Origin of the sequence: Micromonospora sp. NPDC052213 (genome assembly GCF_040679695.1) — a bacterium.
Taxonomy (GTDB): domain Bacteria; phylum Actinomycetota; class Actinomycetes; order Mycobacteriales; family Micromonosporaceae; genus Micromonospora.
The window spans coordinates 1-24,739 of the sequence record NZ_JBFAVI010000094.1; the positions used below are offsets into that span (position 1 = coordinate 1).

Sequence of the window (24,739 nt, forward strand, 5' to 3'; positions counted from 1 at the left end):
AAACCCCCCACCGCGCGCCCCCCGCGCCCCCCCGCCCCGCCCCCCCCCCGGTCCCCCCCCACCCCCGGCCGGGGCCCCCCCCCCCGTACCGGGAGCGGCCACCGGCGCCGGTCACGGCCGGCGGGGACGGCGGGTGAGAGCGAAGCCAGCGACGCCGGCTACGGCGGCGAGTACGCCGCCTACCGTGCTCCAGATCCAACGCGAGCCGAGGCCGGGCACCCAGTCGAGGTACCCGCTCTCGTCCTCCTCGGCCGGTTGTGCCGCCGGTTCGGCGCTGAGTATCGTGCCGGCCTGCGTGGGCGGCACCAGCGGCGCCTTGAGCTCGCCGTCGTCGCGGGAGTCTTGCCGGTCCGCGCCGACCAGCAGCTCCACGTCGATCGGGAGCCCGAGGTCGGCCTCCGGCAGCTCGGCCACCGACAGCCGGACGTAGTACGTCCCGGGCAGCGGGTCGGCCGACCAGGGCTCGGACCAGGTCCGTACCTGTCGCAGGGTGCAACCGAGCGACACGTTGCCGGCAGAGGCCGCGACGGTGGGGGTCTGCGCGCCGGCCGTGCACGACTGGCGTCGCCGTAGCCCGTCGAAGACCTCCATCGTCCAGGTCGACGCGCCGCTGCGCGACTTCGGGAACGACACGGTCGCGGTGATCTCGTGCCGTTCACCGGCCGCGGCCGGGAACGACCAGTACAGGTAGTCGCCGGTGGAGGCGGCGACCCGGACCGGCTGTCCGCCGGCGATGCTGGCGGCGGTCAGAAACGAGGTCCCCGCCCGGGTGACCGGGGTGGCGCCCGGCGAGGGTGTGGGCGCGGCCTGGACCGGGGCGGGGACGGCCAGCAGGGCCAGGCCGGCGGCGGCCAGCGCCGCTCCGCTCCGGATCGTCCGGGTAATCATCAGTTCTCCCTCCAGGTGGCCACCCACCAGCGGGTGAGAAGGCCGGTGACCAGTCCGGTGAGCAGGCCGGCCACGGTCAGCAGCACCAGCAGCATCCAGCCCCGACCGAGGTCGGGGGCGGCCGGGGCGGGCGAGGACGCGACCACGTCCACGGTCAGCTCGACCGGCATTCCGGGCGTCGCCTGGGTGCCCGGCCGGGGCGCGAAGGCGTTGCTGACGACCAGGCAGACCGTGGTGGCCGGGACGGCGGTCGTGGCGTCCGGCGTCGGTGGCACCCCGTCCCCCTGCTTCTCGCTCGCTGACCAGCGCAGGCCGGCGGAGACCACGTCGGTGCGGCCGCTGCCCGCGTCCACCCCGCGGACCAGTTCCCGGCCGTCGGTGGCCGTGGCCCGCAGCAGCACTCCGTAGTCGCGGTTCACCGGGCGGTCCAGCGCCATGCTGACCGAGACCCGCAGCTCCTGCCCGGGGCGGACCGGCACCCGGTACCACCGATGTTCCGAGAACGCCTCCCGGTCGCTGTAGACGCCGGGGCCGAGCAGCGGCGCGTCGTCGCACGCCGATTTCCCGGCGACCACGGCCGGGGCCGCCGTGTAGGTGTCCTTCGCCCGGTCGACCAGCTGCTTGATCCGGCTGGTCAGCTCGTCGGCGCTCTGCGCGGCGGTGTACGTGCCGCCGGTGGCGCCGGCGATGCAGAGCAGTTGCCGACGCACCTTCTCGTCCGGGGCCAGCCCGAGCGTGTCGACCACCAACTTCGTACCCTGAGCGGCTAGCTCCCGGGCAACCTCGCAGGGGTCCGGCGGGGCGCAGGTGTCCTCGCCGTCGGTGATCAGCACGATCCGCCGGGCGGTCGTGCCGGAGCCGAGGTCCTGGGCGGCCGAGCGCAGAGCCAACCCGACCGGGGTGAACCCGGTCGGCCGCAGGGTCGCCACCGCGGCCTTGGCCTGCGCCCGATCGACCGGGCCGACCGGCACGATCTGCTGGGTGTCCAGGCAGCCCAGCTTCTTGTCCTTGCCCTTGTAGGTCGCGCCGAGCACTCGGATACCGAGCTGGGTCTCCTCGGGCAGCGCATCGACCACCTCGTTGAAGGCCTGTTGGGCGACGGAGATCCGGCTACGGCCGTCGATGTCCTTGGCTCGCATCGAGCCGCTGACGTCGAGCACCAGCTCGACCTTCGGCGGTTCGACCGGTGTCTCCTCGTCCGCGAGAGCTGGCACCGGACCGGTCATCACGGTCGCCGCCAGCAGTCCGATGAGGACGGCCGCCGATCGTTTCTTGTTGATCACCGGCGGAGTGTAGGCCATATCCACTGTGGATGGTCACCAGGCCGACGCCGGGGGGAGCGCCCACCGGGACCGTCGAGGCGATCCCGGCCAACCCCCGCTGCACCGGCCGGCAGGTCTGAAATCGGCAGTACACCGACCACGACGACATCGAACCCGACGCAGCACCACCCGCCACCGCGAGATCCAAGGCTGGACCACTGCCCCCACAGTGGGTCATCTCCCGCCAGGTCTTCCACCCGCCCGTACCGCACGAGGTCGCTGAGACCTTGCGGACTTCAGTGCGAGGGATCGACCCGGAAGCTCCCGCACGTCACGAGCGGGGCCTCGTCGGGGTCTCCTGCCGGGCGGCCTGCTCCGAGACGTTCCGCCGTCGGCGGAGCAGGACGGCCAGCGCGGCGGCGGCGACGAGCAGCAATATCGCCTCGTCCGGCACGGACCCGAGGGTGCTGGTCACCCACTCCTGTGCCGCGCCCTCGACGTCGGTCAGGCCCAGGCCGCCGGCCAGGCCGGCGGTGCCGTCGAAGGCCAGGAACAACGCGCCGAGCGCGATGAACAGCAGCCCGGAGACGACGGAGGTGCTGTGTACCTGGAACCTGCCCACCGTCAGACCCCAGCCCCGTAGCCACCGCCGCTGCCCGATGCGCCACCGGTCCCAGACCAAGGCGAGCAGCAGCAACGGCGCGGTCATGCCGAGGGCGTAGACGGCGAGCAGCGCCCCACCGGAAGCGGGCTGACCGGATGTGGCGGCGACCGTGAGGATCGCGCCGAGGATCGGCCCGGAGCAGAAACCGGCGAGCCCGGAGACCGCGCCGAGGGCGAACACCGAAGCCGGGGACTCTCCGGTCAGCCGGCCCAGCCAGCGCTGCGCGGGGCCGAAGGCGAAACCGCGTCCGGCCAGCTGTACGACACCCAACGCGATGATCGTCCAACCGGCGACCAGGATCAGGGTGTCGCGGTGGCGGAAGAACACGCCCGCGATGGCGGAGGAGCCGACGCCGAGGGGCACCAGGACCGCGGCGAGGCCGAGGTAGAACACGCCGGTGCGCGCCACGAGGCGGCCGGGGCTGCCGAACGCGTACGCGAAGAACGACGGCAACAGCATCGCGCTGCACGGACTCAGCAAGGCGAGCGTCCCGCCGAGCAGCGCGGCCAGGTAGCCGACGTCGCTCATCGTGCCAGCTCCAGCTCCTTGTCGATGGCCTGCTTGAACGCCTCGAACGGCTGGGCGCCGATGATTGGGGTGCCGCCGACGATGAACGCGGGCGTGCCGGTGATCCCCATCGACGTGGCCTCCTGCTCGTCCCGGTCGATTGCGGCTGTGGTGACCGCGGAGGCACGGTCGGCGTCGAAGCGCGCCAGGTCCAGCCCGAGCTCGCGGGCGGCGGCGCGCAGCGCCTCGTCGTCCAGGGCCCCGCTGTTGACCCGCCGCTCCTCGGCGTACAGCGCGTGGTGGTACTCCCAGAACTTGCCTTGCGCGCCGGCGGCGCGGGCGGCGGCTGCGGCGTCCCGGGACTCCGGCCCGAGGTACGGCAGGTCCCGCCACTCGATGCGGACCAGACCCTTGTCGACGTATTCGCGGATCAGCCGGGGTTCGACCTGCCGGGCGTGCCGTCGGCAGAACGGGCACTGGAAGTCGGAGTATTCCAGCATCACGACGGGCGCGTCCGGCTCACCCAGTGCCACCGGGTCTCCCGGTGTCCGTCGGGCCAACCCGGCGAATGGGTTCGCCCGGTCTTCCCCGGGGCCTGCCGCCTGTCCGCCGGGCGCGGCCGGCGTCGCGTCGGAGGACGGCCGGCCGAGCACGATCAGCACGGCGACCACGGCGATGACCAGCACCGGACCGAGCCATCCGGCGGTGCGCCGGATGGCGTGCGGCCCACGTGCGCGGCGTACGGGCCGACGCGGAGCGGAACGGGCGGAGGGCTTCATGGCGGCTCCCTGGACACTTCTACTATGTGTCTTAGTACTATCCACTCTAGTACTATGATGGTTCGTACGAAGGTGAGGAGAAGCACCATGCGGAGCTGGACGCCGCGCCGGCTGGCCGCCGCGGTGGTCGGTGGCGTCGTCACCGCGGTGGTGATCGCCGTGCCGACCGACCTGCTCGACACGCCCCTGTTCGGCCGCAGCGTTCCGGTGACCTGGTGGGCCTGGCCGGTCCTGGTCGTCACGGCGACGCTCTCGGGCCTGCTGCTGGCCACCTACGTCCGGCCTGCGGGCGCCACGCGGTCCCCCCGGGCGGAGCAACGGGTGGGCGCGGTGGGCGGTGTGCTGTCACTGCTGGCGGTGGGCTGCCCGGTCTGCAACAAGCTGGTGCTGCTCGCGCTCGGCACCAGCGGCGCGATGACCTGGTTCGCGCCGGCCCAACCGCTACTGGCCGCCGCCTCGATCGGCCTGCTCGGCTGGGCGCTGCGGCGGCGGCTGCTCGGTGAACGGCAGTGCCCGGTGCCCGCGTCGGGCGCAAGGGTCGTGCGGTGATCAGGCCCGGGCGCCGTGACCGCGGTGCGGAACGCTCCCTCGGCCCCTTGGAGTCCGAGGTGATGAACCGGCTCTGGGCGGCGGATGCTCCGCTCACGGTCCGGCAGATGGTCGACGCGCTCGCCGACAAGGGCCTGGCCTACACGACGGTGATGACGGTCCTGGACAATCTTCACCGCAAGGGCTGGGCGGAGCGGGACCTCGTCGGCCGCGCCTACCGCTACCGGCCCCGCATCGGCCGAGAGGAACACATCAGCCAGGTGATGGCCGACGCGCTCTCCTCCGCCAGCGACCAGCACGCCGCCCTCGCCCGGTTCGTCGACACCATGAGCCCCGAGGAGGCGGCCCTGCTGCGCGCCATCCTGCACGACCGGCAGGAGTCGACATGATCAGTCTCCTCCTGCTCGTCTGGGCAGTTGCCGTCGCCGTGGCTGCGCCACGTGCCATCGCCGCCCGGTCCTGGAGTCGGGCCGCCCCACGGATCGCAGTCGGCCTGTGGCTCGGCGCCCTGGCTTCGGCAACCGGAGCCGTCCTGAGCGCCGGTCTGCTCGTCGCCGTGCCGCCAGCCGCGCTCGCCGCCGGCCTCGACGGCGTCGTCGAGGCCTGCGCCCGCGCGCTGGCCCGTCTCGGCGCTCCCAACGGGACGCTCGCCGCGCTCGCCCTGGCCGCCACCGCCGTACTCGCCGCCCGCCTCGCGATCAGCGCGGTCGCCACCCTCCACGCGGCACGACGGTGGCGCCGGCACCACCTCGCGGCCCTGTCCCCCGTGGCCCGACCAGGACCGGCCGGCGGTTGCACCGTGGTGGAGCACGCCACGCCGATGGTCTACTGCCTGCCCGGCAGACCCGGACACGTTGTCGTCACCCGTGGCGCGCTCGACGCGTTGACCCCGCGGCAACTCGAGGCGGTGCTGCGGCACGAACGCGCCCATCTACGCGGTCGTCACCACCTGCTCGTGGCCGTCGCGGCGGCCTTCCACCGGGCCCTGCCCGGGCTGCCCCTGGCACGCACCGCCGAGGACGAGATCCGCCGCCTCGTCGAGCACCTCGCCGACGACCGGGCCGGCGCGCAGCACGGCCGTCACACCGTGGCCGCCGCCATCGTCCGACTCGCCGACACCACCCCCGGTCACGCCCTCGGCGCCGGCGGCACCGCCGTGGACCGGGTACGCCGACTACTCACCCCCGCCCCGCCCAGGTCGACCGCACGGGGTCTGCTCGGCGCCTCCGCCGTCGCCCTACTCCTGATGTTCCCACTGGTCACGGCCGCGACCGCCGCAGGGATCGCCGTGCACGAGACCACCTGCTCACACTCACAGACCTCCGCCCGCGGCTGAGCCTGGGGAAAGACCAACTCACACCTCACCTGCCGGCCCATGCTGGGAGCCGGAAGACGCCGCCACACCGAAGGGAAGCCGAAACGTGGACAGTGCCGACTGGGATGCCCGCTACGCCGACGCCCCCGAGCTCGTCTGGACCGCCGAGCCGAACCGGTTCGTCGTCGAGGAGACCGCCGACCTGCCGCCGGGCCGGGCGCTCGACCTGGCCGCGGGCGAAGGTCGCAACGCGGTCTGGCTGGCCGAACGCGGATGGAGGGTCACCGCCGTCGACTTCTCCGCCGTGGCCGTGCGACGCGGCCAGGACCTTGCCCGCGAACGGGGCGTCGACATCGACTGGCAGGTCGCCGACGTCACCACCTACCGGCCCGAAGCCGGCGCCTACGATCTGGTGCTCATCGCCTACCTGCACCTGCCCCGCCCCGACCTGGCCACCGTCCTGCGGCACGCGGCCACCGCCGTACGCCACGGCGGGTCGTTCGTCCTCGTCGCCCACGACCTGGCCAACCTCACCGCCGGCACCGGCGGCCCGCAGGACCCGGCGGTGTTGCCGACGCCGGAGACGGTGGTCGCCGAACTGCCCGGCATGCAGATCAGCCGGGCCGAGACGACCCGGCGTCCGGTCCGGGTGCGGGACGAGACGGTCGACGCCCTCGACACCGTGGTGGCCGCGACCCGCCCGTGACCGCTGCCTACAGGCAGTTCACCCCGGCAGCGCCTTTTCCGGATTCATCAGCCCGCACGGATCGAACAACTGCTCCAGGCCCCGCATCAGATCTGGTGCCGCTGATACGGCTCGTGTTCGGGAAGGATCTGAACACAGATCACCGCACCCACGCTCGCCCACAGGTGCTCATGCCGTAATTCCGCAGCAGCCAGCGGGCACCGCGGAAATCAGCCGGTCGTCGGAGTGGGCATTGCCAACCAGAACGTCAAATCGATGGTGCCGCTGGGCCGGCTCCTGGCGATCGACTGGATGCAATGGGGGTCTGGGCGGCCGCGCCTGCCCTTGAGTCCGAGTGATGGGCTTCGCTCCCTGGCCGCTCCGCCATCAGCGTCTGCCAGCGGTGACCGCATCAACATGGATGGCAACTACGAGGATCAACCTTTGCGGGGCTGGCTCACGCCGAGGATGTTGCCTTCGCTGTCCTTGAACCAGGCGCCGCGCATCGTCGGAAACTCTGCGACGCCGTTGACCGTCTTGAGGCCAGGGAGATCGTACTCCTCGAACGTCACGCCGCGCCTCCGAAGGTCCGCCATCTCGGCGTCGAGGTCGGCGACCAGCCAGGCTGCCAACGTGTGGGGCGCCTGCCCGGCGTTCGATGTGGGATAGATGAAGAAACGCGTTCCGCCGGACTCGAAATGGACTGCATCCTCGGCTTCCTGCGACATGGTCAGGCCCAGGGTGTCGCGATAGAAACGCTTGGCCCGCTCCATGTCGTTCGCGGGAATGGCCGCCTGCACCGATGCGTCTGTCAACATGATGGCTCACCTCCTACGCCAGCGTAGTCATCACCAGGCCGACAGACTTCCACTTTGTCCCACTTCGCCGTCATCGTGACCGCGCTGGGGCTCGCCGCGTGCCAGGTACGCCCGCCAGGTACCGGTGATCTACCTCCTGACCCGGCCGTCCGGCGAGAGGGCGTGCGATGGCGCCAGATCTACCCGGGCCTACCGCTCTCGGCTGGGTTGATAGCCGAGATGTCGGCTGTCAGCCTTGCCTCTAGGCGACGTGCAAGCGGGCGACCCGCGTACCGCTGGAGTGCCGCAGCCCGAGTCGGTTCCGGTCAGCACCGTGGACGACGCTTCTGGCCGGCCTGGTCTCCCGCGGCGTCTGCGGCCGCCTCATGGACCCCACTGGGTCCACGGCCGTCCCGGCTATCGCTGCTGCCACGGCCACCCGAGCAGCCGCGTCAACGCCCGGCCGAAGATCCTCTACCTCCGGCAAGACGGCCTGCTGGACCGGGCCCAACAGGCCGGGTGCTCCACCGACATCACCCCGTTGCGCCTCCCCGACCCGGGACGCTCAGCCCAGGGCGGCGGCCTCCGCCCGGTCGTCACAGGTCGACGCCGGCTCGTGCCAGCTCGGTGAAACCGGCAGGTGGAAGCAGGCACGACCAGCGACGCCAGGATCCGCCGAGCGCCCCGCCCCTTGAGGCCAGGCCGGTCCGCGATGCGGGGCGCCCGCTGTCCACCGCCGGCTCAGGTGCGGGCGCTGATCGGGAACACCCGGCAGAACCAGCCACTGACCGGCTCGTCAGGGCGCGTAGAGGGTGGGCGATCGCGATCGACATGGCGTGCCCGGCTCGGCGGGAAGCAGGTCATCGTCATCGTCGGCGAACTCGGCGACCTACGCTCCGCCGCGGCCGAGCCCGGATCCCACCACGGCCACGGGCTTTACCGGGGAACCGAGCAGCACCTGCCGCACGGCGTGTCAGCGGAGGTCGCCACTGACGTTCTGCCGACCCGGACGCCGGTAGCGGAGCCAGGCGTCCTCATCGAACGCCGGGACCGGGCCGGCTTTGGGGATTTCCTTCATGTTGTCCATCCGGCGCGTCACCTCGAATCGCAGGCGCTCCTGGTAGTCGCGCCCAAAGCCGGTGAGCTCTTCGATCCTCCGCTGTAGAGCGTCGCGCTCGTTCTCCAACGAGAGGATGGCATCGTGGTAGCGCTGGAGGGCCGCCTCCTCCGCCTTTCCGGCGGTCGCCTGGGCCTCCTCCACCAGCGACTGCGCCTCGCCCAGGGCGCTCCCGATCAGCCGGTCCGCCTCGCGTCGGGCATCCTCGATGTGGCCATCCGCGGTCTGCTGCGCCATTTCCAGCACGCGGGCCACCTGGCCGTCCTGTGCGCCCCCTTCGGCGCGCGCTCCGGCCTGTGCGCGGGCGCGCTCCAGGTCGGCGTGGAGCAGGTCGCGGACCCGTTCGGTGTCCGCCTTTTCACTGATCACCCGCTGGAGCCTCGACCGCAGTTCTGACAGCTCGGCGTAGCCGGCTGCGCCGAGCCCATCGGCCTCGTGGCTCGGCGGGCCCTGCACGACCCTCCGACGCAGTGATTCGTTTTCCTCGATCAGCCGGATGATTTCACGTTCGATTCCGTCGAGGAAGGCGTCGACTTCCTCCTCGTCATAGCCCCTCTTGCCGATCGGGGGCTTCTTGAACGCGACGTTGTGGATATCGGCCGGAGTTAGTGGCATCTTGGCTCCCTGGAGTTTGCCCGCGGTCACGGCGTCGCGCCGGACAGACTACCCCGGCCGGCGCAGACGGATGGCAGCGCATAGACAATGTCGCCGTCGTTACGAGTGACGCTCGCACAGAGCTACATCGGAGCGGACGACCCGCGCCCCTGCCCGCCGCCGTCAGCTGACGGACCGGCCGGAACAACCACCCGTGGTCGTGACGGCGCCTCAGATCTCGGGCCTGACCTGGGCCGGCAGCTCGACGACACCGCGGTCGTTGTCCCTGCTGCCGCCACCACCCACGTCGTTCATCAGGCTCGACAGATGTTCTTGGAGGCGCTGACGGTAGTCCTGTGCAAAATGATTGAGAGTGATGATGTGCCGCTGTGCCTCCGCCAGCTTGACGTCGAGGCCCTCAATGGCCTCCTTGTGGCGGTCAACGGCCTGCATCTCCGTCTCCCGTGCCTCGGCCTGCGCTTCCTGAACCATTCGCTCGATTGTCGCTCGGGTCTCCGCCAGCAGTTCATCGGCCTCCGCACGCGCCTTGCTCAAATAATCGTCGGCGGTGCGTTGCGCCATCATGAGCACCGGCAGGCTTCTGCCCTCGTCATCAGGTGCATCCTCCCTGGCCTGAGCGCGCGCCGACTCCAACTGTCGCTGCGCGTCCTGCGCGGCCTGCTCGGCGATCGCCCGCTCCCGTTGCAGCCGGTCCAACTGCGCGTGCAGCTGCTGCAACTCCAGGCCCAGCCGGCCGTGGCCGTCGGCGCCGGTCTCCACCTGCACCCGCAGGGCACTGTTGTCGTCCGCAAGCCGTTGGATCTCACGTTCGACCTCGTCGAGGAAGGCGTCCACCTCTTCCTCGTCGTATCCCCGCTTGCCGAGCGAGGGCTTCTTGAAGGCCACGTTGTGAATGTCGGCCGGCGTCAGAGGCATCGGAACTCCTTGGATCGGTCGCTGAGCGACATCGCCGTCGAGTCAGGGACCGGCTACCGTGCGGCGGATGCAGCAGCCCGTCACCGCCGGATGCGCAACGAACGCGAGAGCCTGCGCACATCCTATAGCAGCGGTGGTCGGCCTCCGTGTGTCCAACCGCGGGTCGACGGCGGCGTCCGAGCCATTGTCGGTGTCGGCGTCCAGCCCTGCCTTCCTCAGGGACAGCGGCGGGCGTTGAGCCGGGCGGCCTGGCGCGGCGGGTGGTCGCGCTCGGCGAGGTTGGGGGCGTTCTGGGCCGCCCTGGCGTACAGCCGTGCCGCCGTGGCCAGGTCGCCGTCGCGCTCGTGACCGTGTCCTGGTCGAGCAGCCGGGGCGGACCGTAGCCACCATCCTGTCCGATCTCGACGCCGCCGAGGATCGCCGTGCCGGCGCCCGCACCGGTCTACCAAGCGGTGCCGATGATCAGATGGTGGATGCCGTGCCACGACCTGTTCAGATCCAGGTCCAGCCCAGGCTCGGGCATCTCGCCCTCATCGCGTCGACTCGCCGCACAGCAGCACGTCGACCATCGTCGGGTCGGCGCGTGGTCAGCGCCTCAACGGACAACCGGCGCCCGATCAATGCCGTGCCCACGCAGCGGCCCTCCTCGATCGCCGGCACCGTCACGCGGTCGGCGGCCTCCGCCAGGCGGCACCGTACCGCGAACTCGGTCTGCCTTGAAGATCAGTAGGCCGTTAGGAGCGGCAGATCCGGATGTCTGATCGAGGTGTATTCAGCCGGTACTGGCCTGCGAGCGGTAGGTCACGTGTGGGGACGGCTGGTGATGCCGTCCAGGATGGTGATCAGGTTGTGGTGGAAGGTTTCCTCGGCGTTGAGGTGGGCGCCGTCGATGACGAGCCGGGCGACTGTGGGGTAGCGGCCTGTTTCGAGCATGCGGGTCAGGTAGGGCCCGAGGGCGGCCTGCCAAGCGGACACGTCGGTGCCGGTTGAACGGGCGGTGCGTCGCTCGGTGATCTCGCTGCGGAGCGCTCCGACGATGAACGCGTTGAGAGCGCCCACGGCCCGCTGGAGATCGTCGATGCCGCGCACGCCAGGAGCCTGGCTGAGCGCCGCCGCGGTCGATTCGCCCACGGCGAGCGCGTGAGGCCCTAAGTGTGGCCTTGTGCCGAGCAGGTCGACGAACCACTCATGATCAAGAGCGGCATCGCGGGTCCGGTGAACGATGGCCAGAACCGTGGCGCGCCACTCGGAGTGCTGGCCAGCCTCGGCGATCCGGGCATACACGGCGTCGACCATCAGGTCGAGAAGTTCGGATCTGTTGATCACGTAGTCGTAGAGCCGCATCGGACCGACACCGAGCTCTTTGGCGATCTTGCGTACCGACAGCCCCTCGAGGCCGTGTGCGTCGGCGATCCGGATAGCCGTGGCGGCGATCTTCGCGCGGCTCAGCGGCACCGGCGCCGCCCGCGGCTGAGGCTCGGGCCGTTCCCAGACGGGCAGTGGCGCGCTACCGTACGGCGTATCCATAGGATACAGCGTACGGTAACGGAGATGATGATGCGAATTGCTATCGCCGGTGGTGGCCTCGGCGGCCTGACTCTGGCCCGAATCCTGCACCGGCACGGCATCGACGCGGTGGTGTACGAACGCGAGGCAAGTCGATCCGCGCGATCACAGGGCGGATCGCTCGACCTGCACCCGGAGTCCGGGCAACGGGCCCTGGCCGATGCGGGCCTCGCCGGCCGGTTCCGGTCCGAGGCGCGGCCGGAGGGCGAGGAACATCGCATCCTCGACCCGGCCGGACGCACCCTCGTGCACCACAAGCCACAACCCGGCTCATTCTCCGGACGCCCCGAGATCGACCGCAGCGCACTGCGTGATCTTCTGCTCGATTCGCTCCCCGGCGACGCGGTGGCCTGGCAGCACCGGCTCGTCGCGGCGACGCCACGACCCGACGGAGGCTTCGGGCTGACGTTCGACGGCGGCCACAGTGCCGACTACGACGTCCTCATCGGCGCGGACGGCGCACGCTCGGTCGTCCGGTCGCTGCTGACCGACGCCACACTGTCCTCCGTGGCCACTCTGGTCGAGCTCAGCATCAGCGACGTCGACCGGCGCCACCCGGATCTCGCCGAGTTGGTCGGCCCCGGAAACCTCTGGTGCATCGGCGTGAACCAGATCCTGGCAGCACAACGCCTCGGCGACGACAGCATCCGAGTCGGCATCTCCCTGCCCGCGGACGAGCGCCACCTTGGCACCTACCGCAGCAAGCGCGCCCTGCTGGACTTGTTCGATGGCTGGGACCCCAGCCTCACCGCACTCATCGAAGCCGGCGACAGCCCGCCGACCCCACGCAGGATCGAGGCGATGCCCACCGGTACACGCTGGGCCCACCAACCGGGCATCACGCTCATCGGTGACGCCGCCCACCTCATGCCGCCGGTCGGCGAGGGCGCCAACCAAGCCATGCTCGACGCCGCCGAACTCGCCGCCGAACTCGCCACCACCCCCGCCGACCCCGACTCGGCGATCCAGACGTACGAGAAGGCGATGTTCACCAGAACCCGCCCGATCGCCGAAATGTCCGCACGAGTCCAAGCAATGATGCTGTCCCCCACCGCGGCCGACGACATCGTCCGCTTCTTCACGCCACGGCCCACCGAGCCGGCACCCGCAGATTGACGACGCGCGACGCGGCCGGCCTCGCCCTAATAGACGCTCCTGCCCTGGAAGATCGGACGCACGCGAACCGGCACGTCCGAATGCACCACCCGGACATTCACCTTCGTCGCCAGTATCGGGCCGGTCCTGAACCTCGTTCGCGCCGGGTCATGAGCGACCGCGCGTGGACCGCTGCGTGATGCGGTCCGGGGCAAGGCCACCGTGCCTCTCGCCCTGGCTCAGGCCCACGGCGGCGGCTCGCAGCAGGACGACCGAGAAGTCCCTGCGAGTTCTGCGGTTCAGCGGAACGCCGATCTTGACGCGGCGAGCGATCTCCCCGCGGCTGATGCCCAGCCCCTTTGACGATGAGCCGTTCGGGGCGAAGGGGCACGGCGTCGTCACCGAAGGTGACCGAAACCTGGACGGGCCAGGGGCTCTCGGGAGAGGTCGGGGCGAGCAGTTCCCAGCATGAGTGCCACGCCAGGGCGAACCGGTTGCGCCGGGCGATCAGCGGGTCGAGAAGGACGCGGGCGACAAGGGCGGAGAAGATGCCGGAGTAGCCCCGAAGAGGGGTCGGATCCAGATACCGGACCGGGACGCGATCGTGAACGGTGAATTTGCTGGTGCGGTCGCAGGAAACGCAGGCGACCAGAAGCCAGATGTCGAGGAGTTTGCCGTTGGCATTGACGCGGACCTTCCCGTCGCCGGTGCTGGCGAAGCCGGAATGGCAGTGGACGCAGCGGAACGCGAGCAGGGGGAGGCACGTGCGCCGAACGGTCCGGGACGAAACGATATGAGGACGCGTAGACATGATCTCTCTAAGAGCTGACGGAAGGCATGGGAAAGAGCCGACGGCGACGTCGGCGACCGATGCGCAGGGATGCTGTCAGGTCTAAAGAGCAGGCGGCGTCACGCGGGGTAAGGCCCTCTCGTGAGTGGGTCGGAGAAGAAGATCCAGTTACACGGTAGGGCGGGACGGGCTGGCGAGGCCACCCATTTTGCCCTGGTGCGGCGCACCGAGGGGCGGGGTCGGCGAGCGCGGCGTCGACCACGCGCCGATCGCTCCCGCGGGCCCTTTCTGCCGCATTCCGTCCGCTCCCCGGTGGGACTTGTTCCTCCCGCTGGCCTTCGCCCTGTCCTTCGGCAGCCTCGCGAGGACGACGCCCACCTGCCGCGGCGGATTGGTGAACAGAGAGGATAGGAACAGCCGCCTCGAAAGCCATGAGCCCGGACATCTGTCGTCGTCCCGGCGGCGCTGGCGTCGTCGGCAGATCCGGACGACGGTTCAGCCGACGATTCGCCCGATCCGCCCCGTACGACACGCGAACGGTGCCACGATGCCGGCAGGGCGTGCCGGCGGTGGCCGCCCCCAGTCGAGAGGGGTCGACGTGAGCACCGTCCCGCCGGGCACGCCCTGCTGGGCCGACCTGGCCACCCCGGATCTCGCCGACGCGCGGCGCTTCTCCCCGGAGCTGTTCGGCTGGACCGGGCCGATCACGCCGGAGCCCGAGGCGTCCTCGATGGCAGGGCGGTGGCCGGGGCCGGCCTGCCGGCCGTCCCGGACCAGGTGCCGATCACGTCGACGCACGTCGCGACCGACGACGCAGACCTGGTGGCCGGCCGGGTCGAGCGGGCCGGCGGACAGCTGCTGGTGCCCCCGTGCGAGGTCTTCGACCGGGGGCGGACGACGGTCTTCGCCGACCCGGCCGGCGCGACGTTCAACGCCTGGCAGCCGATGGCGATGCCCGGCGCCGAGGTGTTCGGCATCCCCGGCGCGACGGCCGGGAACGAGCTGGTCACCCCCGACCCGGAGGGCGCAACGGTCTTCCACGACCTGGTCTCCGGCTGGCACCCGGACGACCAGCCGATGGGAACGATCACCTACACGGCTGACGGCTCGGCGCGCAGATCGTGGCGGGGATGATGCCGCCGCTCGGCGACGACCTCTCGGAAGACTCGCCCGCCCACTGGTCGGCGCACTCTTCCATGGTCGACACGGACACGGCGGCCGCCCGCGCCGGCGAGCCGGGTGGCACCATCCTGGTCCCCCCTCGGGACATCCCGGCCGGCCGCTACGCCGGCCTCCGCGACCCGCAGGGCGCCCTCTTCAACGTCATCGCCCTCGCCCGCACCGGTGCCGGCTGACTGCCGTCGGCTGTCGGGCCCGCCCGCCGCCATCCCGCCGAGAGTTGCCCGAGCAGAGGAAGCGAAGCCGAAGTCATGACAGACATTCCACCGGGGGCGCCCGCCTGGGTCGACCTGGTCACCACCGACCTCTCCGGCGCGGCGCGCTTCTACGCGCCCTTGTTCGGCTGGGCCGTCGCCGAGGTCGACCGGCAACCCGCGGCTGACGGTCACCTCGTCTTCCACCAGCAGGGCAAACCGGTGGCCGGTGCCGGGCTGGGGGCCGGCCCGCAACGGCCGCCTGCCTGGATGCCCTACCTGGCGACCGACGACGCCGAGGGGGCCTGCCAGCGGGTGACCGCCGCCGGCGGCCGGATCCTGACCGAGCCCTTCGACGTCCCCGGCTCCCGGCGGACGGCGCTCTTCGCCGACCCGGCCGGGGCGCCGTTCGGGGTGTGGCAGTCGCTCGGCATGCCGGGGGCCGAGGTGTTCGACGTACCCGGCTCGCTGACCTGGCCCGAGCTGACCACGCGGGAGCCGGACCGGGCGAAGGAGTTCTACGGGTCGGTGTTCGGCTGGACGGCGGACGACCAACCGATGGGCCCGATCACCTACACCACCTGGCAACTGGACGGTCGTCCCGTCGCCGGGATGATGCCCATGATCGGCGACGACTGGGGTGACCTCCCGTCCCACTGGATGCTCTACTTCGCGGTCACCGACACCGACAGGGTCGTCGCCGAGGCGCTACGGACGGGCGCGACGCTCGCCGTCCAGCCGACGGACCTGACGCGCGGCCGGTTCGCGGTACTCACCGATCCACAGGGGGCGCTCTTCTCGATCATCGGAACTACACCACGCGCCGGTGCTGGCGTTGCGTGACGGCGTCGTCCTCGCCGTGCACGATCGCGATCTGCGTGCCGTCGACGTCCTAAACGATCAGGCGCGGGTGTCGGCGGCGGGCAGGCTCGGCTGCACCGGCCGGGTTGACGCCGTCGCCCCGCTCGTCACTCTCGCCGCCGATCGGGCACCGCGGACACGGTCCATGGCCGCGTATGCACATGGGCGACCCGGCAGCAACGACGCGGCCCCGGATCGGCATCGTCAAGCTTTGCGCAGGCAGGCACTCGCCTCGCCACTTGGTGCTCCAACGTCACTTGATCTTTCGGCTCAGTTGAGGGCCGAGTCTGCGCCGGTAGTGGGATCGTCGGGCTCGGGCTTGACATGTTGGTCGCCAGGTCGACCCGCGCAGGCTCGGCTTCCGAGTCGGTCGCTCTAGCCTCCTGGGCCTGCCGTGATTGGGCTTGTCCCCTACCAGGTCGCGGTGCACGGCCGCGTGGCTGAGGAAGAAGGAGGGTGGTGCGGTGCCGACCAACCGGCTGGAGGCGTTCAGTGATGGCGTCCTGGCCATCATCATCACGATCATGGTGCTGGAGCTCAAAGTCCCGCCAGGTCACGACCTCTCTGACCTTGCCCGCACGACCGGCGTCGGACTGCTGACGTATCTCCTCACCTTCGTCTATGTCGGCATCTACTGGAACAACCACCACCATATGTTCCATCTGGTTCGGCAGGTCAGTGGCGGAGTACTGTGGGCGAACCTGGCACTACTGTTCTGCCTGTCACTGTTCCCGTTGACGACGACCTGGGTCGACGACTCAAGGTTTGAGCCGATCCCAGTCGTCATCTACGGTCTGAACCTGCTCAGCGCGGCCGTCGCATATTCCGTGCTCCAGACGGTGATCATTCGCCAGCAGGGACCGGCGTCGGTGCTGAGGCGAGCCATCGGCACTGACATCAAGGGCAAGGCCTCGCCCGTGTTCTACGTCGCGGGGATCCTCAGCGCTCTGCTGATCGACAGGAGCGGACACGTCGGAGTTGGGCTAGCCCTGGCGTGTTTCGTCGTCGTGGCGATCATGTGGGTCGTACCCGACCGCCGCATCGACCGGGTGGTCCGCCAGCACGAGACCCCCGACTAGACAAGAAGATCATCAACCAAGCACTGTTTCCGTGGTCAACCGCCGCGAACGGCGCATACCCGTACGATTCTGAACAGTGTCACCGGTGTTTCCTGTCTTCCGCTGGCGGCATCAAGACTCACCGCGGTCGCGATGCCACAGGGTCCAACCGCGACGATGGTTCAGTCCGTGTCCCGCACCGAGCAAAACCGTTCGGCCCCACCGAAGAGTCCTGGTCAGGGCTATGCCCATTCGCAGCCTTTGATAGGTCAGGTGGAACCGTGCCCGTCCCGGGGGAGGGTGAGAATTGCTGGTCGAAACCAGGTCCATGACCGACCGGACCGGTGCCGAGCCGGGCGACACCCGCTGACGATCGCGGTCGCTGCGACGCCGAACCTCGTCCGCCGGCCGCTACCGTTGCGGCACGAGTCAGGGAGGTCTATCAGTGCTCACGGTCGTCAGAACCGCGGATACACCGGCAGCCGAGCGGCGCGAACGGTGGCGGTCCATCGTCTGCGACACCCTCGGCCCGCTGGACATGCGGATCGACCCGGATGTGCCGTTGCACGGTGAAATCACGACCGGCCAGCTGGGCGACGTGGGCGTGGCGAATGTCCGTACCAGCACGCCCCACGGTGTCCACCGAACGCCCGGCCTGATTCGCAAGGGTGACGCGGACCTCTACCGTGTGGTACTGCCGATCAGCGGCCACCCGCGCCTGACCCAGGACGGCCGGGAGACGATCCTCGCCCCCGACACGTTCGGCGTCTACGACTTCAGCCGCCCGTACGATCTGGTCTACACCGACGCGGTGGAGCTGGCGGTGTTCGGGTTTCCGCGCGGGCTGCTCCCGGTCCGGCCTGGCATGGTTGCCGGGCTCACCGCGATCGCGGTGCCCGCAACCGGGGTCGGCGGACTGCTCGCCCCGATGCTGGGTCGCGTCGCCCGGGAAATCGGCCAGTACGATCCGGCCACCGCGGCACGGCTGGCGCCGATCCTGCTCGACCTGCTGGGCACCGCGCTCGCCGAGTACACCGGGTACCCCGACCCGGTCGAGTCGTCACAGCAGACACTGCTGTTCCAGGTGAAGGCCTTCATCGAGCAGCACCTGGGGAACAGCGACCTCACGCCCGCGGTGATCGCCGCAGCACACCACGTCTCGCTGCGTCAACTGCACCGGCTGTTCGCTCCGGAGCAGACCTCGGTCGGTGCCTGGATCCGCCAGAGGCGCCTCGACCGTTGCCGCAAGGACCTCGCCGATCCGGCACAGAGCGGCGTGGCGGTCGGCGCCGTCGCGGCCCGGTGGGGTCTATCCGACGCTGCGCACTTCAGCCGGCTGTTCCGGGCCGCCTTCGGCGTGCCACCCAGCGACTACCGGCGCATGTCGCTCAACCCTGTCGCCGCCAGTCAAACTCTCGGCGCGGTGCGCGCTGCCGCACCGGCAACCGGCAGGTGCGCTCCTCGCTCCGCCGCGCGGCCGAACAGCGGTTCGGTGGACGCGTCGACATGAGGAAGGTGCCCGTCGACTACCGGACCGTCGACCTGCGGGTGGTTCGCGTCCATGCGGGCATCGAGGCCAGCAGGTAGTCGGCCCGGAGCCGGCGGCAGGACGCCACACACAGTCGGTCGAAGGCATTCGTGCCGCCGGCTCATCCGTACACGTGGGTGACGCTCCGCCGCCCCGGGCCAAGCCGGCCGGCTCCGAACGTGGTGACGCATTCGCTGCACCGGCGACGCCGTTCAGGCCGATGCCGCAGCCGCGTCCTGCTCGTTGACCGGTGCGTAGGTCAGCACCACGACGCCGGACTGGAAGGTGGCGGTATCCAGCAGCCGGAACGACGCCATCCCGTCACCGCCGGCGAACAGGCGCGTGCCGTCCCCGATCACGACCGGGTAGGTCACCAGGCGGATCTCGTCAATCAACCCGTGTGGCAGCAGCCGGGTGACGAGCGCGTTGCTGCCGAAGACGAGCAGATCCCCGTTCAGGTCGGTCTTCACCTTCCCGATCCGGGCGGCCGGGTCGTCGGCGATGACCGTCGTGTTGTTCCAGGTGGGCTCGTCCAGGGTGGTGGACACCACGTACTTGGGCATCGTGTTCATCTTGTCGGCGTAGCCCGCTTCGTCGGTCATGTTCGGCCAGGACGCGGCGAACCCTTCGTACGTGACGCGGCCGAGCAGCAACGCCTCGGCGTCGTGCAACTGGCGCAGGCCCTGCTCCATCGAGTCGGCACTTGCGAACTGGAACGCCCAGCGATCCGGTCGCTCAATGACGCCGTCCAGTGTCGTGAACATCGAGACGACGAGCTTACCCATAACGGTCCTCCGAGACAGTTGGCGCGTGTAGCGCGGTGACGGCATAAGTTTGCTCGCCGACACCGGTCGAGTCTTGGACGTGCGCGCCAACGACTTGACCGACCGCGCCACATCGCGACCGTCCTCGGGGCCGGCAGTCGACCTGGCACCACTCCCCTACCGGACGAACGCCAAGGCCGGCGTGCCCGACCTCACCCCGGTGCCGGAGACCGACGACGATGCCCGACCTCGGCCCCGTCCGCGAGGTCGGCGGTCCTTGTGATGCACGGCCAGGTGCTCCGCGACGGCAGTCGCCTGGGACGGCGCGCCACGGTTCCGCTGAGCACCGTCACGGTCGGCGCGGGCGGCTAGCCGATGAAGAGTAGGCGGTTCGGTGAGTTCGCGCCGGGGTTCGTCACGACGTTCTGGGTGGCCGTGTTGACGAGGTAGTCGCGTACCTGTTGCGGGGTGAAGCTCGGGCTGAGCGCCTTGACCAGTGCTGCGGCGCCCGCGACGTGCGGAGACGCCATCGAGGTGCCGCTCTTGACGCTGGTCGCGGTGTCCGAGCCGATCCCTGCTGAGGTGATGTTGCTGCCGGGCGCGAAGATGTCCAGACACTTGCCGATGTTCGAGAAGCCCGACCGGGCATCGGTGTCGGTCGTGGAGCCGACGGTGATCGCGCTCGGTACGCGGCTGGGGGGAGAAGCCGCAGGCGTCGGAGCCATAGAGGTTGCCGGCGGCGACCACGTAGGTGACGCCGTCGGCGATGGAGTTGGTCACCGCGGCATCCATCGGTTTGCTGGTTGAGCCGCCCAGCGAGATGTTCGCTGCGGCTGCGCCCGTGGTGTGGTCGCTGGTGACCCAGTCGATGCCGGCGATGATGCCTGCCGTGGTGCCGCCGCCGGTGCAGCTCATGACACGTACGGCAACCAGGGTGACCGCTTTGGCGACGCCGTGGGCGGTGCCACCGACGGTCCCTGCGACGTGGGTGCCGTGGCCGTGGCAGTCGGTGGCGTTGTTGTCGTTGTCGATGGCGTTGATGCCGGAGATCTCGCGGCCACCGAAGTCGACGTGGGTGAGGTTGATGCCGGTGCCGATGATGTATGCCTTCAATCCCGCGCCGGCGTTGGTGGGGTAGGTGTAGGCGTTGTTCAGCGGGAGCGCTCGCTGGTCGATCCGGTCGAGGCCCCAGGAGGGACGGGCGTCTGCGTGTCCGTGAGCGAGACCGTCTGGCTTTCCTCGATGTAGTCGACGTCGGGGTGGGCGGCGAGCTGGCGTGCCGCCCGTTCGGGCAGCTTGACCTCGAAGCCGCGCAGGGCCGCGGTGTAGATGTGGCCGACGGTTCCGCCGTATCGGCTCGCTAGGCCCCTGGCCCGGCTGGGAACCGCGCTGGGGGTGACCGCTGAATCGCGCAGCACGACGATGTACGAGCCGCGGACGGCGGTGCCGTTACCGGCGGACAGGATGGTGCCTTCGGCGAGAGCTGAGTGGGCGGGCGCGCCGAAGGCAATCGCTGCGGCAACCGTCGCGAAGGTGGCGGTGAGGCCGAGCCGGCGGCTTCGCGTACCGATAGGTCTCATGGGTTTCCTCTTCTCTGGCGTCCGCGTGGACGCTGGTGGCGTCGCGGCAGGGCGCGATGGTCAATAGGAAGAGAACTATCGAACCCGGCGAGTTTGAAGTGTTTGTGACCGCCAGCGGTATTCAACGGTATTCAGGCGGCATATTCAGGCAGGTGACGCTGGCGGCCGGCTCCACACCGGAGCCGCCCCACCATTGCGTGTTCAGCAGTTGGGGTCGTTCTTCTGGGCCGGGACGGTGACCGCGTTCCATGCCGCCTTCGTCGCGTTGTACAAGGCGCAGGTGACGTCGAGGGCCTTGGCGGCCTTGAGGGTTCCGGTGCGGTAGGTCAGGTATGAGCTCTTCGAGTTCTTCAATAGCATCGCGGCGGCCGGACTGATCAGCCGTGAATGAGACGGACCTGCCAGGAAACGCTGGCACAGCCGGCCTCGGCGTCGGTGACCTCGGCCACCCCGGACCCGTCTACCCGCTCAACGACGTAGTCGTCGAGCTGATGGAACCGGGCCAGTTCGTCGGCCGCAGTCCCATCGAGGCGGCCGGCGACGAAGATGTCTTCGGGATCGAGAGTGTCCAGCACCTCGGCGAGGGTGTCCCCGCCGTCATCCGGGTGATCGTCCGGGCGCCGCCAGATCTCGGGCGCCTCACCAGCCGTTCCGGCGGCTGTGGCGGCCACGGCCGCCAGCGCGCCGTCGAGTAGTGACACCCGCAGCTGCTCGGCGTCGGCGCCGACCAGGGAACGGGGCAGGACGATCCGCGTGGTGTCCGGGCCTGCGACGTCCGTCAGCACGCGATCGCCGTCACCCGTCACTACCTCGAGGGTGAGGTCCCGCGACAGCGTCGCGCTGACGATGTTGCCCAGCACGGTGAACCAGTGCTCGACCGCCGCCACTGCTTCCCGCAGGTCCCCCGCCGCCGTCCGGTTCAGACCCTCCGACCCAATCCGCCAGCTCACCCGCCCTGTCCGACCACCCATACCCGTACCCCCTCCTTTCCGCCCGACCGCACCTCGAACTCCTGCACCACCTCGCCGAGCGCCCGGACGACGACCTCCCGGTCGCGCCGTACCGCGAGCGTCGCCGGCACGGTCGCGGCGAGGACCAGCTGGTCCGGCTTCATCCGGTCCATCGCCTCTCGGACCCGGCCAGCGGTCACCGTGGCACCGGCGGGCCGGGCGGCGGGCGGCACGAAGAGGTCCACCAGTTCCGGCCGCCCCGGGTCGGAACGCGGGGCGCGTACCGGGGGCGCTCCGAGGCACTGCTCCACGCCGACGGCCTCCAACGCGCCCAGCAGCGCCCGGAACAACCGGACCGCGAGTAGTCCGTCACCGGGCACGTCGAACCACGCCACCGGTACCCGCACCAGGTAGCCGATTTCCTTGGCGCCGCCCTGGCCGCGCGTCCGCACGTGCTTGACGGACGGCTCCTCTTCGGTGTGCACGGTGACGTAAAGGCGAAGGTAGCTGCGGGCCGGGAAGGAACGCCGCAGCCACCTCGCGCCGTCGACCACCCGTTGCAGCGCCGCCTCAACGAAGGCGGCGAGGTTGTGTACCCGGGCGTCGTACCCCGCGACGTCCACGCCGAAATCGCGTGGCGCGTCGCGGGGCTGAACGGACAACCAGAAGGTCATGGAGGCTGACCGTACCGGCAGGACCTGGCCATGCCCGGCGTGCGCACGTTGTAGCCGATGAGCGGGAGCCTGGCCGGAACCACTCAGACGACATCCACGCGTACCTCCCTCCCGATGACGATCACGTAAGGTCGAGCCATGATCGAATCCCAGCGCGAAGCCGTACCGCGGAACGACGGGGGCGAGCTCGACACCGCCCTCGCCTTCTTGTCCTTCGCTCGATCATGCGTGCTGAAGAAGGTCGCGGGCTTGAACGAGGAGCAGCTGCGGCGCGGCCTGGTCGTCTCCGATACCACACTGCTGGGCCTGGTCCAGCACTTGACCGACGCCGAACGGTACTGGTTCGGCTACACGGTCGCTGGCGACCCGCGCTACGCCGACGTGGACTTCGACATGGTGGTCGAGCCAGACCGGTCCCCAGATCAGATCATCGCCGGCTACCGGGCTGCGATCGCCGAGAGCGATGCCCACATCAGCGCAGCCGCTGGCCCGGATGTCCTCACCGCGCAGCCGGTCGGTGACGCGCCTCGTACGCTTCGCTGGGTGCTCGCCCACATGACGAGCGAGACCATCCGGCATGCCGGTCACGCCGACATCCTGCGGGAGCTTATCGACGGCGCCACCGGTCGGTAAGAGATCGCGACTCGGGGCCGCATCCCATCCGGTGCTGCACAGCATCGTCGAGCGCTCGGAGACCACGGCCCGACGGGTCGGCCAAATGACGGTGAGGAACGCACTGATCTGCCGCCGTCCGGGCGCGTAGCCAGCCGGGAGCCGTCACGTCCCGTGGCCGGCACTCCACGTCGGCCAACGCCCGGAACTGTCGATGTGAGTGCGTCTGGGGCGTCGAAGCCTGTTGACCTCCGGTCGCGTTGTCAGGCCCCGGTGCTCTGGTGTCCCCCGTATGGTGGGCGCTGCCAGGTTCCCTGTTTCGCGCCCGCGTGCGCCGGAGGACTCCATGACCGTCGCTCGTCTTGTCACCACTGTGGCCGCACCGCTGAACCCGGCGTCCGCAGACTCTCCGCAGGTGCTGCACTGGCCCGGGCGCAGGCTGCTCGTGCAGCGCGGGGACACCGAGCTGGCCGTCCGCGACCTGGGCGGGGAGGGGCCGGAGGTTCACTTCCCCGCGCCCTGGCCTCGCGGGTACGGCTCGGTTGCGGTCGCTCCGGCGAGTGATGTTGCGGTGTTCGCCGGCGTGCACGCGTTGCGTGCCGTGGATTCGGCCGGCGCCGTGCGGTGGGAGCTTCGGCACGGTTGTTGGTCCGCCGCCGAGTGCACCGAGGCCCATGCCTCGTTCTCCGAGTACGCCGACGACTACCACCACGGGCACGCGGACAGCGGCTCGGCGGCCTTCTCCTCGGACGGCAAGCTCCTGTGGGCCCACGTCCGCAACCGTGCAGGGAGCGACGTCGAGGAGGAGTGGCTGATCCTCGACCCGGTCGACGGCACGGTGCTGACCCGGGTCGGGACGATGACCGTGGGATCGGCCTCCTATCACTTCCCCCATCCGAACCCGGCGTACATGGGGCTGACGGTCGTCGAGGGCGAGGAGAACTCGCCCGTGCTGTGGGGGCACTGGGATGGCACGAAGCTCAATGTCCAGCGGTTCGTCGAGGAGGTCTTCCTCGCCGTGAGCCCGTCCGGTGAGCACTTCCTGACCACGGATACGGGGCAGTGGTCCCTCTACCTGCACCGGGCAAAGGATGGCATGGAGCTGCGGAGCCTGGACGCCGAGGAAGCCGTGCCGCCTCACCCAAGCGAGGACGACCGCGTCCGGTGGGACTACGAGGCGGCGTTCCCGTACGACGACACCGCCGTGGTCGGCACCGAATACCACGCGGCGGTCCCCCGCCACTGGCTTGTCGACCCACACACGATGGCGGTGCGCGGCCGGATCGCCTACCCCTTCCCGGTCGCGGGATCTCCCCGATCAGCGGGGCAGGCCGCCTGGTACACGGTCTCCAAGGACCAGACGGCCCTGCACCTGTGGCAACTGGCCGACGAGGACTGACTCGATACGATGCGGTCCGCTAGTGGGGACTGGCGGGCAGCGTTCGCGCATAGTCGTTCAGCCCGTGTTGCCTACGACGAGGCCAGGCTCCGCGCTTCACCCGCCATCGCCCGAGGCGCCAGCAACCGAGACAACGGCATGCCGCCGCGATTCCACCGATGCACTCCAACGCGGCTGCCAGCACCGACGGCCTGACCATCCGTCGCGGCGGCACCGTCATCACGATCAGTTGGGACAGCGTACGGTCGGCCACCGTGACCGGCACGTCCCGGACGTATCTGCGCGACGCCCGGCGCCGGGTGCACACGTTGCGGGTGCCGCACGACGGCCGGATCGAGGTGCGCATCACCCTGCCCTGACCGTACGGTCCGGTATCGACCAGCTGCCGGAACGGTC

Annotated in this window: 26 protein-coding genes and 3 pseudogenes; 12 read left to right on the forward strand and 17 right to left on the reverse strand. The window is 70.2% G+C overall.

Annotated elements, in window-relative coordinates; translation table 11 throughout:
- Positions 1–111 precede the first annotated feature (111 nt).
- The 4 genes from AB0L34_RS21400 to AB0L34_RS21415 form a co-directional block, all read right to left on the reverse strand.
- Positions 112–888, reverse strand: coding sequence for a peptidase (locus AB0L34_RS21400; RefSeq protein WP_363706021.1), 777 nt, complete (start codon positions 886–888; stop codon positions 112–114).
- Positions 888–2,171 carry a VWA domain-containing protein gene (locus AB0L34_RS21405; RefSeq protein ID WP_363706022.1) on the reverse strand — a complete coding sequence of 428 codons (1,284 nt, stop codon included), beginning with the start codon at positions 2,169–2,171 and terminating at the stop codon, positions 888–890. Before AB0L34_RS21405 ends, AB0L34_RS21400 begins: the two co-directional genes overlap by 1 nt.
- Positions 2,172–2,481: 310 nt before the next feature.
- Positions 2,482–3,342: a cytochrome c biogenesis CcdA family protein gene (locus AB0L34_RS21410; protein ID WP_363706023.1), complete on the reverse strand. Its 861-nt coding sequence runs from the start codon at positions 3,340–3,342 to the stop codon at positions 2,482–2,484.
- Positions 3,339–4,100, reverse strand: coding sequence for a thioredoxin domain-containing protein (locus AB0L34_RS21415; protein WP_363706024.1), 762 nt, complete (start codon positions 4,098–4,100; stop codon positions 3,339–3,341). Before AB0L34_RS21415 ends, AB0L34_RS21410 begins: the two co-directional genes overlap by 4 nt.
- An 87-nt stretch (positions 4,101–4,187) precedes the next feature.
- On the opposite strand from AB0L34_RS21415, the gene AB0L34_RS21420 reads away from it, so the two are divergent.
- The 4 genes from AB0L34_RS21420 (at position 4,188) to AB0L34_RS21435 (ending at position 6,670) form a co-directional block, all read left to right on the forward strand.
- On the forward strand, positions 4,188–4,649 hold the full coding sequence (locus tag AB0L34_RS21420; RefSeq protein ID WP_363706025.1) for a hypothetical protein: 462 nt from the start codon (positions 4,188–4,190) through the stop codon (positions 4,647–4,649).
- Positions 4,650–4,696: 47 nt separating this feature from the next.
- On the forward strand, positions 4,697–5,038 hold the full coding sequence (locus tag AB0L34_RS21425; protein ID WP_363706026.1) for a BlaI/MecI/CopY family transcriptional regulator: 342 nt from the start codon (positions 4,697–4,699) through the stop codon (positions 5,036–5,038).
- Positions 5,035–5,985, forward strand: a complete 951-nt coding sequence (locus tag AB0L34_RS21430) for a M56 family metallopeptidase (protein ID WP_363706027.1) — start codon at positions 5,035–5,037, stop codon at positions 5,983–5,985. The genes AB0L34_RS21425 and AB0L34_RS21430 overlap by 4 nt, the downstream gene beginning before the upstream one ends.
- Before the next feature lie 85 nt (positions 5,986–6,070).
- A complete protein-coding gene (locus AB0L34_RS21435; RefSeq protein ID WP_363706028.1) occupies positions 6,071–6,670 on the forward strand; it encodes a class I SAM-dependent methyltransferase in 600 nt (199 codons plus the stop codon).
- Between the two features lie 416 nt (positions 6,671–7,086).
- Here AB0L34_RS21435 and AB0L34_RS21440 read toward each other — a convergent pair whose 3' ends face one another.
- The 5 genes and pseudogenes from AB0L34_RS21440 to AB0L34_RS21460 form a co-directional block, all read right to left on the reverse strand.
- Positions 7,087–7,467 carry a VOC family protein gene (locus tag AB0L34_RS21440; RefSeq protein ID WP_357458568.1) on the reverse strand — a complete coding sequence of 127 codons (381 nt, stop codon included), beginning with the start codon at positions 7,465–7,467 and terminating at the stop codon, positions 7,087–7,089.
- A gap of 952 nt (positions 7,468–8,419) precedes the next feature.
- A complete protein-coding gene (locus tag AB0L34_RS21445; RefSeq protein WP_363706029.1) occupies positions 8,420–9,178 on the reverse strand; it encodes a DivIVA domain-containing protein in 759 nt (252 codons plus the stop codon).
- A gap of 210 nt (positions 9,179–9,388) precedes the next feature.
- Positions 9,389–10,093, reverse strand: coding sequence for a DivIVA domain-containing protein (locus AB0L34_RS21450; RefSeq protein ID WP_363706030.1), 705 nt, complete (start codon positions 10,091–10,093; stop codon positions 9,389–9,391).
- A gap of 215 nt (positions 10,094–10,308) precedes the next feature.
- A pseudogene (locus tag AB0L34_RS21455) lies at positions 10,309–10,446 on the reverse strand (RNA polymerase subunit sigma-24); the annotation flags it as partial.
- A 448-nt stretch (positions 10,447–10,894) separates the two neighbouring features.
- Complete coding sequence (locus AB0L34_RS21460) at positions 10,895–11,548, reverse strand: TetR/AcrR family transcriptional regulator C-terminal domain-containing protein (protein ID WP_363706031.1); 654 nt, start codon at positions 11,546–11,548, stop codon at positions 10,895–10,897.
- Here AB0L34_RS21460 and AB0L34_RS21465 point away from each other — a divergent pair.
- Positions 11,492–12,775, forward strand: a complete 1,284-nt coding sequence (locus tag AB0L34_RS21465; protein ID WP_363706032.1) for an FAD-dependent monooxygenase — start codon at positions 11,492–11,494, stop codon at positions 12,773–12,775. The two genes, AB0L34_RS21460 and AB0L34_RS21465, sit on opposite strands and share 57 nt — an antisense overlap.
- A gap of 97 nt (positions 12,776–12,872) precedes the next feature.
- Here AB0L34_RS21465 and AB0L34_RS21470 read toward each other — a convergent pair whose 3' ends face one another.
- The gene (locus AB0L34_RS21470) at positions 12,873–13,565 is read right to left on the reverse strand and encodes a DUF1062 domain-containing protein (protein WP_363706033.1); all 693 of its coding nucleotides are present in this window, start codon (positions 13,563–13,565) and stop codon (positions 12,873–12,875) included.
- 577 nt (positions 13,566–14,142) lie between these two features.
- Here AB0L34_RS21470 and AB0L34_RS21475 point away from each other — a divergent pair.
- From AB0L34_RS21475 to AB0L34_RS21490, 4 genes and pseudogenes are all read left to right on the forward strand, one after another.
- A pseudogene (locus AB0L34_RS21475) lies at positions 14,143–14,899 on the forward strand (VOC family protein).
- A gap of 75 nt (positions 14,900–14,974) precedes the next feature.
- Positions 14,975–15,760 carry a VOC family protein gene (locus AB0L34_RS21480; protein ID WP_363706034.1) on the forward strand — a complete coding sequence of 262 codons (786 nt, stop codon included), beginning with the start codon at positions 14,975–14,977 and terminating at the stop codon, positions 15,758–15,760.
- A 482-nt stretch (positions 15,761–16,242) separates the two neighbouring features.
- Positions 16,243–16,857, forward strand: coding sequence for a TMEM175 family protein (locus tag AB0L34_RS21485; protein WP_363706035.1), 615 nt, complete (start codon positions 16,243–16,245; stop codon positions 16,855–16,857).
- Between the two features lie 424 nt (positions 16,858–17,281).
- Positions 17,282–18,346: a helix-turn-helix domain-containing protein gene (locus AB0L34_RS21490; protein WP_363706036.1), complete on the forward strand. Its 1,065-nt coding sequence runs from the start codon at positions 17,282–17,284 to the stop codon at positions 18,344–18,346.
- Positions 18,347–18,576: 230 nt separating this feature from the next.
- Here the strand turns inward: AB0L34_RS21490 and AB0L34_RS21495 are convergent, their stop codons facing one another.
- From AB0L34_RS21495 to AB0L34_RS21525, 7 genes and pseudogenes are all read right to left on the reverse strand, one after another.
- On the reverse strand, positions 18,577–19,212 hold the full coding sequence (locus AB0L34_RS21495; RefSeq protein ID WP_363706037.1) for a dihydrofolate reductase family protein: 636 nt from the start codon (positions 19,210–19,212) through the stop codon (positions 18,577–18,579).
- A 284-nt stretch (positions 19,213–19,496) separates the two neighbouring features.
- Positions 19,497–19,853 carry a S8 family serine peptidase gene (locus AB0L34_RS21500; RefSeq protein ID WP_363706038.1) on the reverse strand — a complete coding sequence of 119 codons (357 nt, stop codon included), beginning with the start codon at positions 19,851–19,853 and terminating at the stop codon, positions 19,497–19,499.
- Positions 19,854–19,914: 61 nt separating this feature from the next.
- Positions 19,915–20,241, reverse strand: a pseudogene (locus AB0L34_RS21505) (S8 family serine peptidase); the annotation flags it as partial.
- A 38-nt stretch (positions 20,242–20,279) separates the two neighbouring features.
- Complete coding sequence (locus tag AB0L34_RS21510) at positions 20,280–20,708, reverse strand: protease inhibitor I9 family protein (protein WP_363706039.1); 429 nt, start codon at positions 20,706–20,708, stop codon at positions 20,280–20,282.
- A gap of 201 nt (positions 20,709–20,909) precedes the next feature.
- Entirely contained in the window at positions 20,910–21,068 is a 159-nt protein-coding gene (locus tag AB0L34_RS21515; RefSeq protein ID WP_363706040.1) for a hypothetical protein, read from the reverse strand.
- A 17-nt stretch (positions 21,069–21,085) separates the two neighbouring features.
- Complete coding sequence (locus AB0L34_RS21520; RefSeq protein WP_363706041.1) at positions 21,086–21,595, reverse strand: hypothetical protein; 510 nt, start codon at positions 21,593–21,595, stop codon at positions 21,086–21,088.
- 59 nt (positions 21,596–21,654) lie between these two features.
- Complete coding sequence (locus AB0L34_RS21525; protein ID WP_363706042.1) at positions 21,655–22,332, reverse strand: hypothetical protein; 678 nt, start codon at positions 22,330–22,332, stop codon at positions 21,655–21,657.
- A 138-nt stretch (positions 22,333–22,470) separates the two neighbouring features.
- On the opposite strand from AB0L34_RS21525, the gene AB0L34_RS21530 reads away from it, so the two are divergent.
- The 3 genes from AB0L34_RS21530 (at position 22,471) to AB0L34_RS21540 (ending at position 24,702) form a co-directional block, all read left to right on the forward strand.
- Positions 22,471–22,965 (forward strand): DinB family protein, encoded by a 495-nt coding sequence (locus AB0L34_RS21530; RefSeq protein WP_363706043.1) that lies wholly within the window; start codon positions 22,471–22,473, stop codon positions 22,963–22,965.
- Between the two features lie 325 nt (positions 22,966–23,290).
- Complete coding sequence (locus AB0L34_RS21535) at positions 23,291–24,343, forward strand: hypothetical protein (protein WP_363706044.1); 1,053 nt, start codon at positions 23,291–23,293, stop codon at positions 24,341–24,343.
- A gap of 158 nt (positions 24,344–24,501) precedes the next feature.
- On the forward strand, positions 24,502–24,702 hold the full coding sequence (locus AB0L34_RS21540) for a hypothetical protein (protein ID WP_363706045.1): 201 nt from the start codon (positions 24,502–24,504) through the stop codon (positions 24,700–24,702).
- The last annotated feature ends 37 nt before the right edge of the window (positions 24,703–24,739 follow it).

Coding starts and splice junctions, on each gene's coding strand:
- AB0L34_RS21400 (WP_363706021.1), bottom strand. CDS start 888: ATGATTACCCGGACGATCCGGAGCGGAGCGGCGCTGGCCGCCGCCGGC.
- AB0L34_RS21410 (WP_363706023.1), bottom strand. CDS start 3,342: ATGAGCGACGTCGGCTACCTGGCCGCGCTGCTCGGCGGGACGCTCGCC.
- AB0L34_RS21415 (WP_363706024.1), bottom strand. CDS start 4,100: ATGAAGCCCTCCGCCCGTTCCGCTCCGCGTCGGCCCGTACGCCGCGCA.
- AB0L34_RS21420 (WP_363706025.1), top strand. CDS start 4,188: ATGCGGAGCTGGACGCCGCGCCGGCTGGCCGCCGCGGTGGTCGGTGGC.
- AB0L34_RS21430 (WP_363706027.1), top strand. CDS start 5,035: ATGATCAGTCTCCTCCTGCTCGTCTGGGCAGTTGCCGTCGCCGTGGCT.
- AB0L34_RS21440 (WP_357458568.1), bottom strand. CDS start 7,467: ATGTTGACAGACGCATCGGTGCAGGCGGCCATTCCCGCGAACGACATG.
- AB0L34_RS21445 (WP_363706029.1), bottom strand. CDS start 9,178: ATGCCACTAACTCCGGCCGATATCCACAACGTCGCGTTCAAGAAGCCC.
- AB0L34_RS21450 (WP_363706030.1), bottom strand. CDS start 10,093: ATGCCTCTGACGCCGGCCGACATTCACAACGTGGCCTTCAAGAAGCCC.
- AB0L34_RS21470 (WP_363706033.1), bottom strand. CDS start 13,565: ATGTCTACGCGTCCTCATATCGTTTCGTCCCGGACCGTTCGGCGCACG.
- AB0L34_RS21480 (WP_363706034.1), top strand. CDS start 14,975: ATGACAGACATTCCACCGGGGGCGCCCGCCTGGGTCGACCTGGTCACC.
- AB0L34_RS21500 (WP_363706038.1), bottom strand. CDS start 19,853: ATGGCTCCGACGCCTGCGGCTTCTCCCCCCAGCCGCGTACCGAGCGCG.
- AB0L34_RS21510 (WP_363706039.1), bottom strand. CDS start 20,708: ATGAGACCTATCGGTACGCGAAGCCGCCGGCTCGGCCTCACCGCCACC.
- AB0L34_RS21515 (WP_363706040.1), bottom strand. CDS start 21,068: ATGCTATTGAAGAACTCGAAGAGCTCATACCTGACCTACCGCACCGGA.
- AB0L34_RS21525 (WP_363706042.1), bottom strand. CDS start 22,332: ATGACCTTCTGGTTGTCCGTTCAGCCCCGCGACGCGCCACGCGATTTC.
- AB0L34_RS21530 (WP_363706043.1), top strand. CDS start 22,471: ATGATCGAATCCCAGCGCGAAGCCGTACCGCGGAACGACGGGGGCGAG.
- AB0L34_RS21535 (WP_363706044.1), top strand. CDS start 23,291: ATGACCGTCGCTCGTCTTGTCACCACTGTGGCCGCACCGCTGAACCCG.
- AB0L34_RS21540 (WP_363706045.1), top strand. CDS start 24,502: ATGCACTCCAACGCGGCTGCCAGCACCGACGGCCTGACCATCCGTCGC.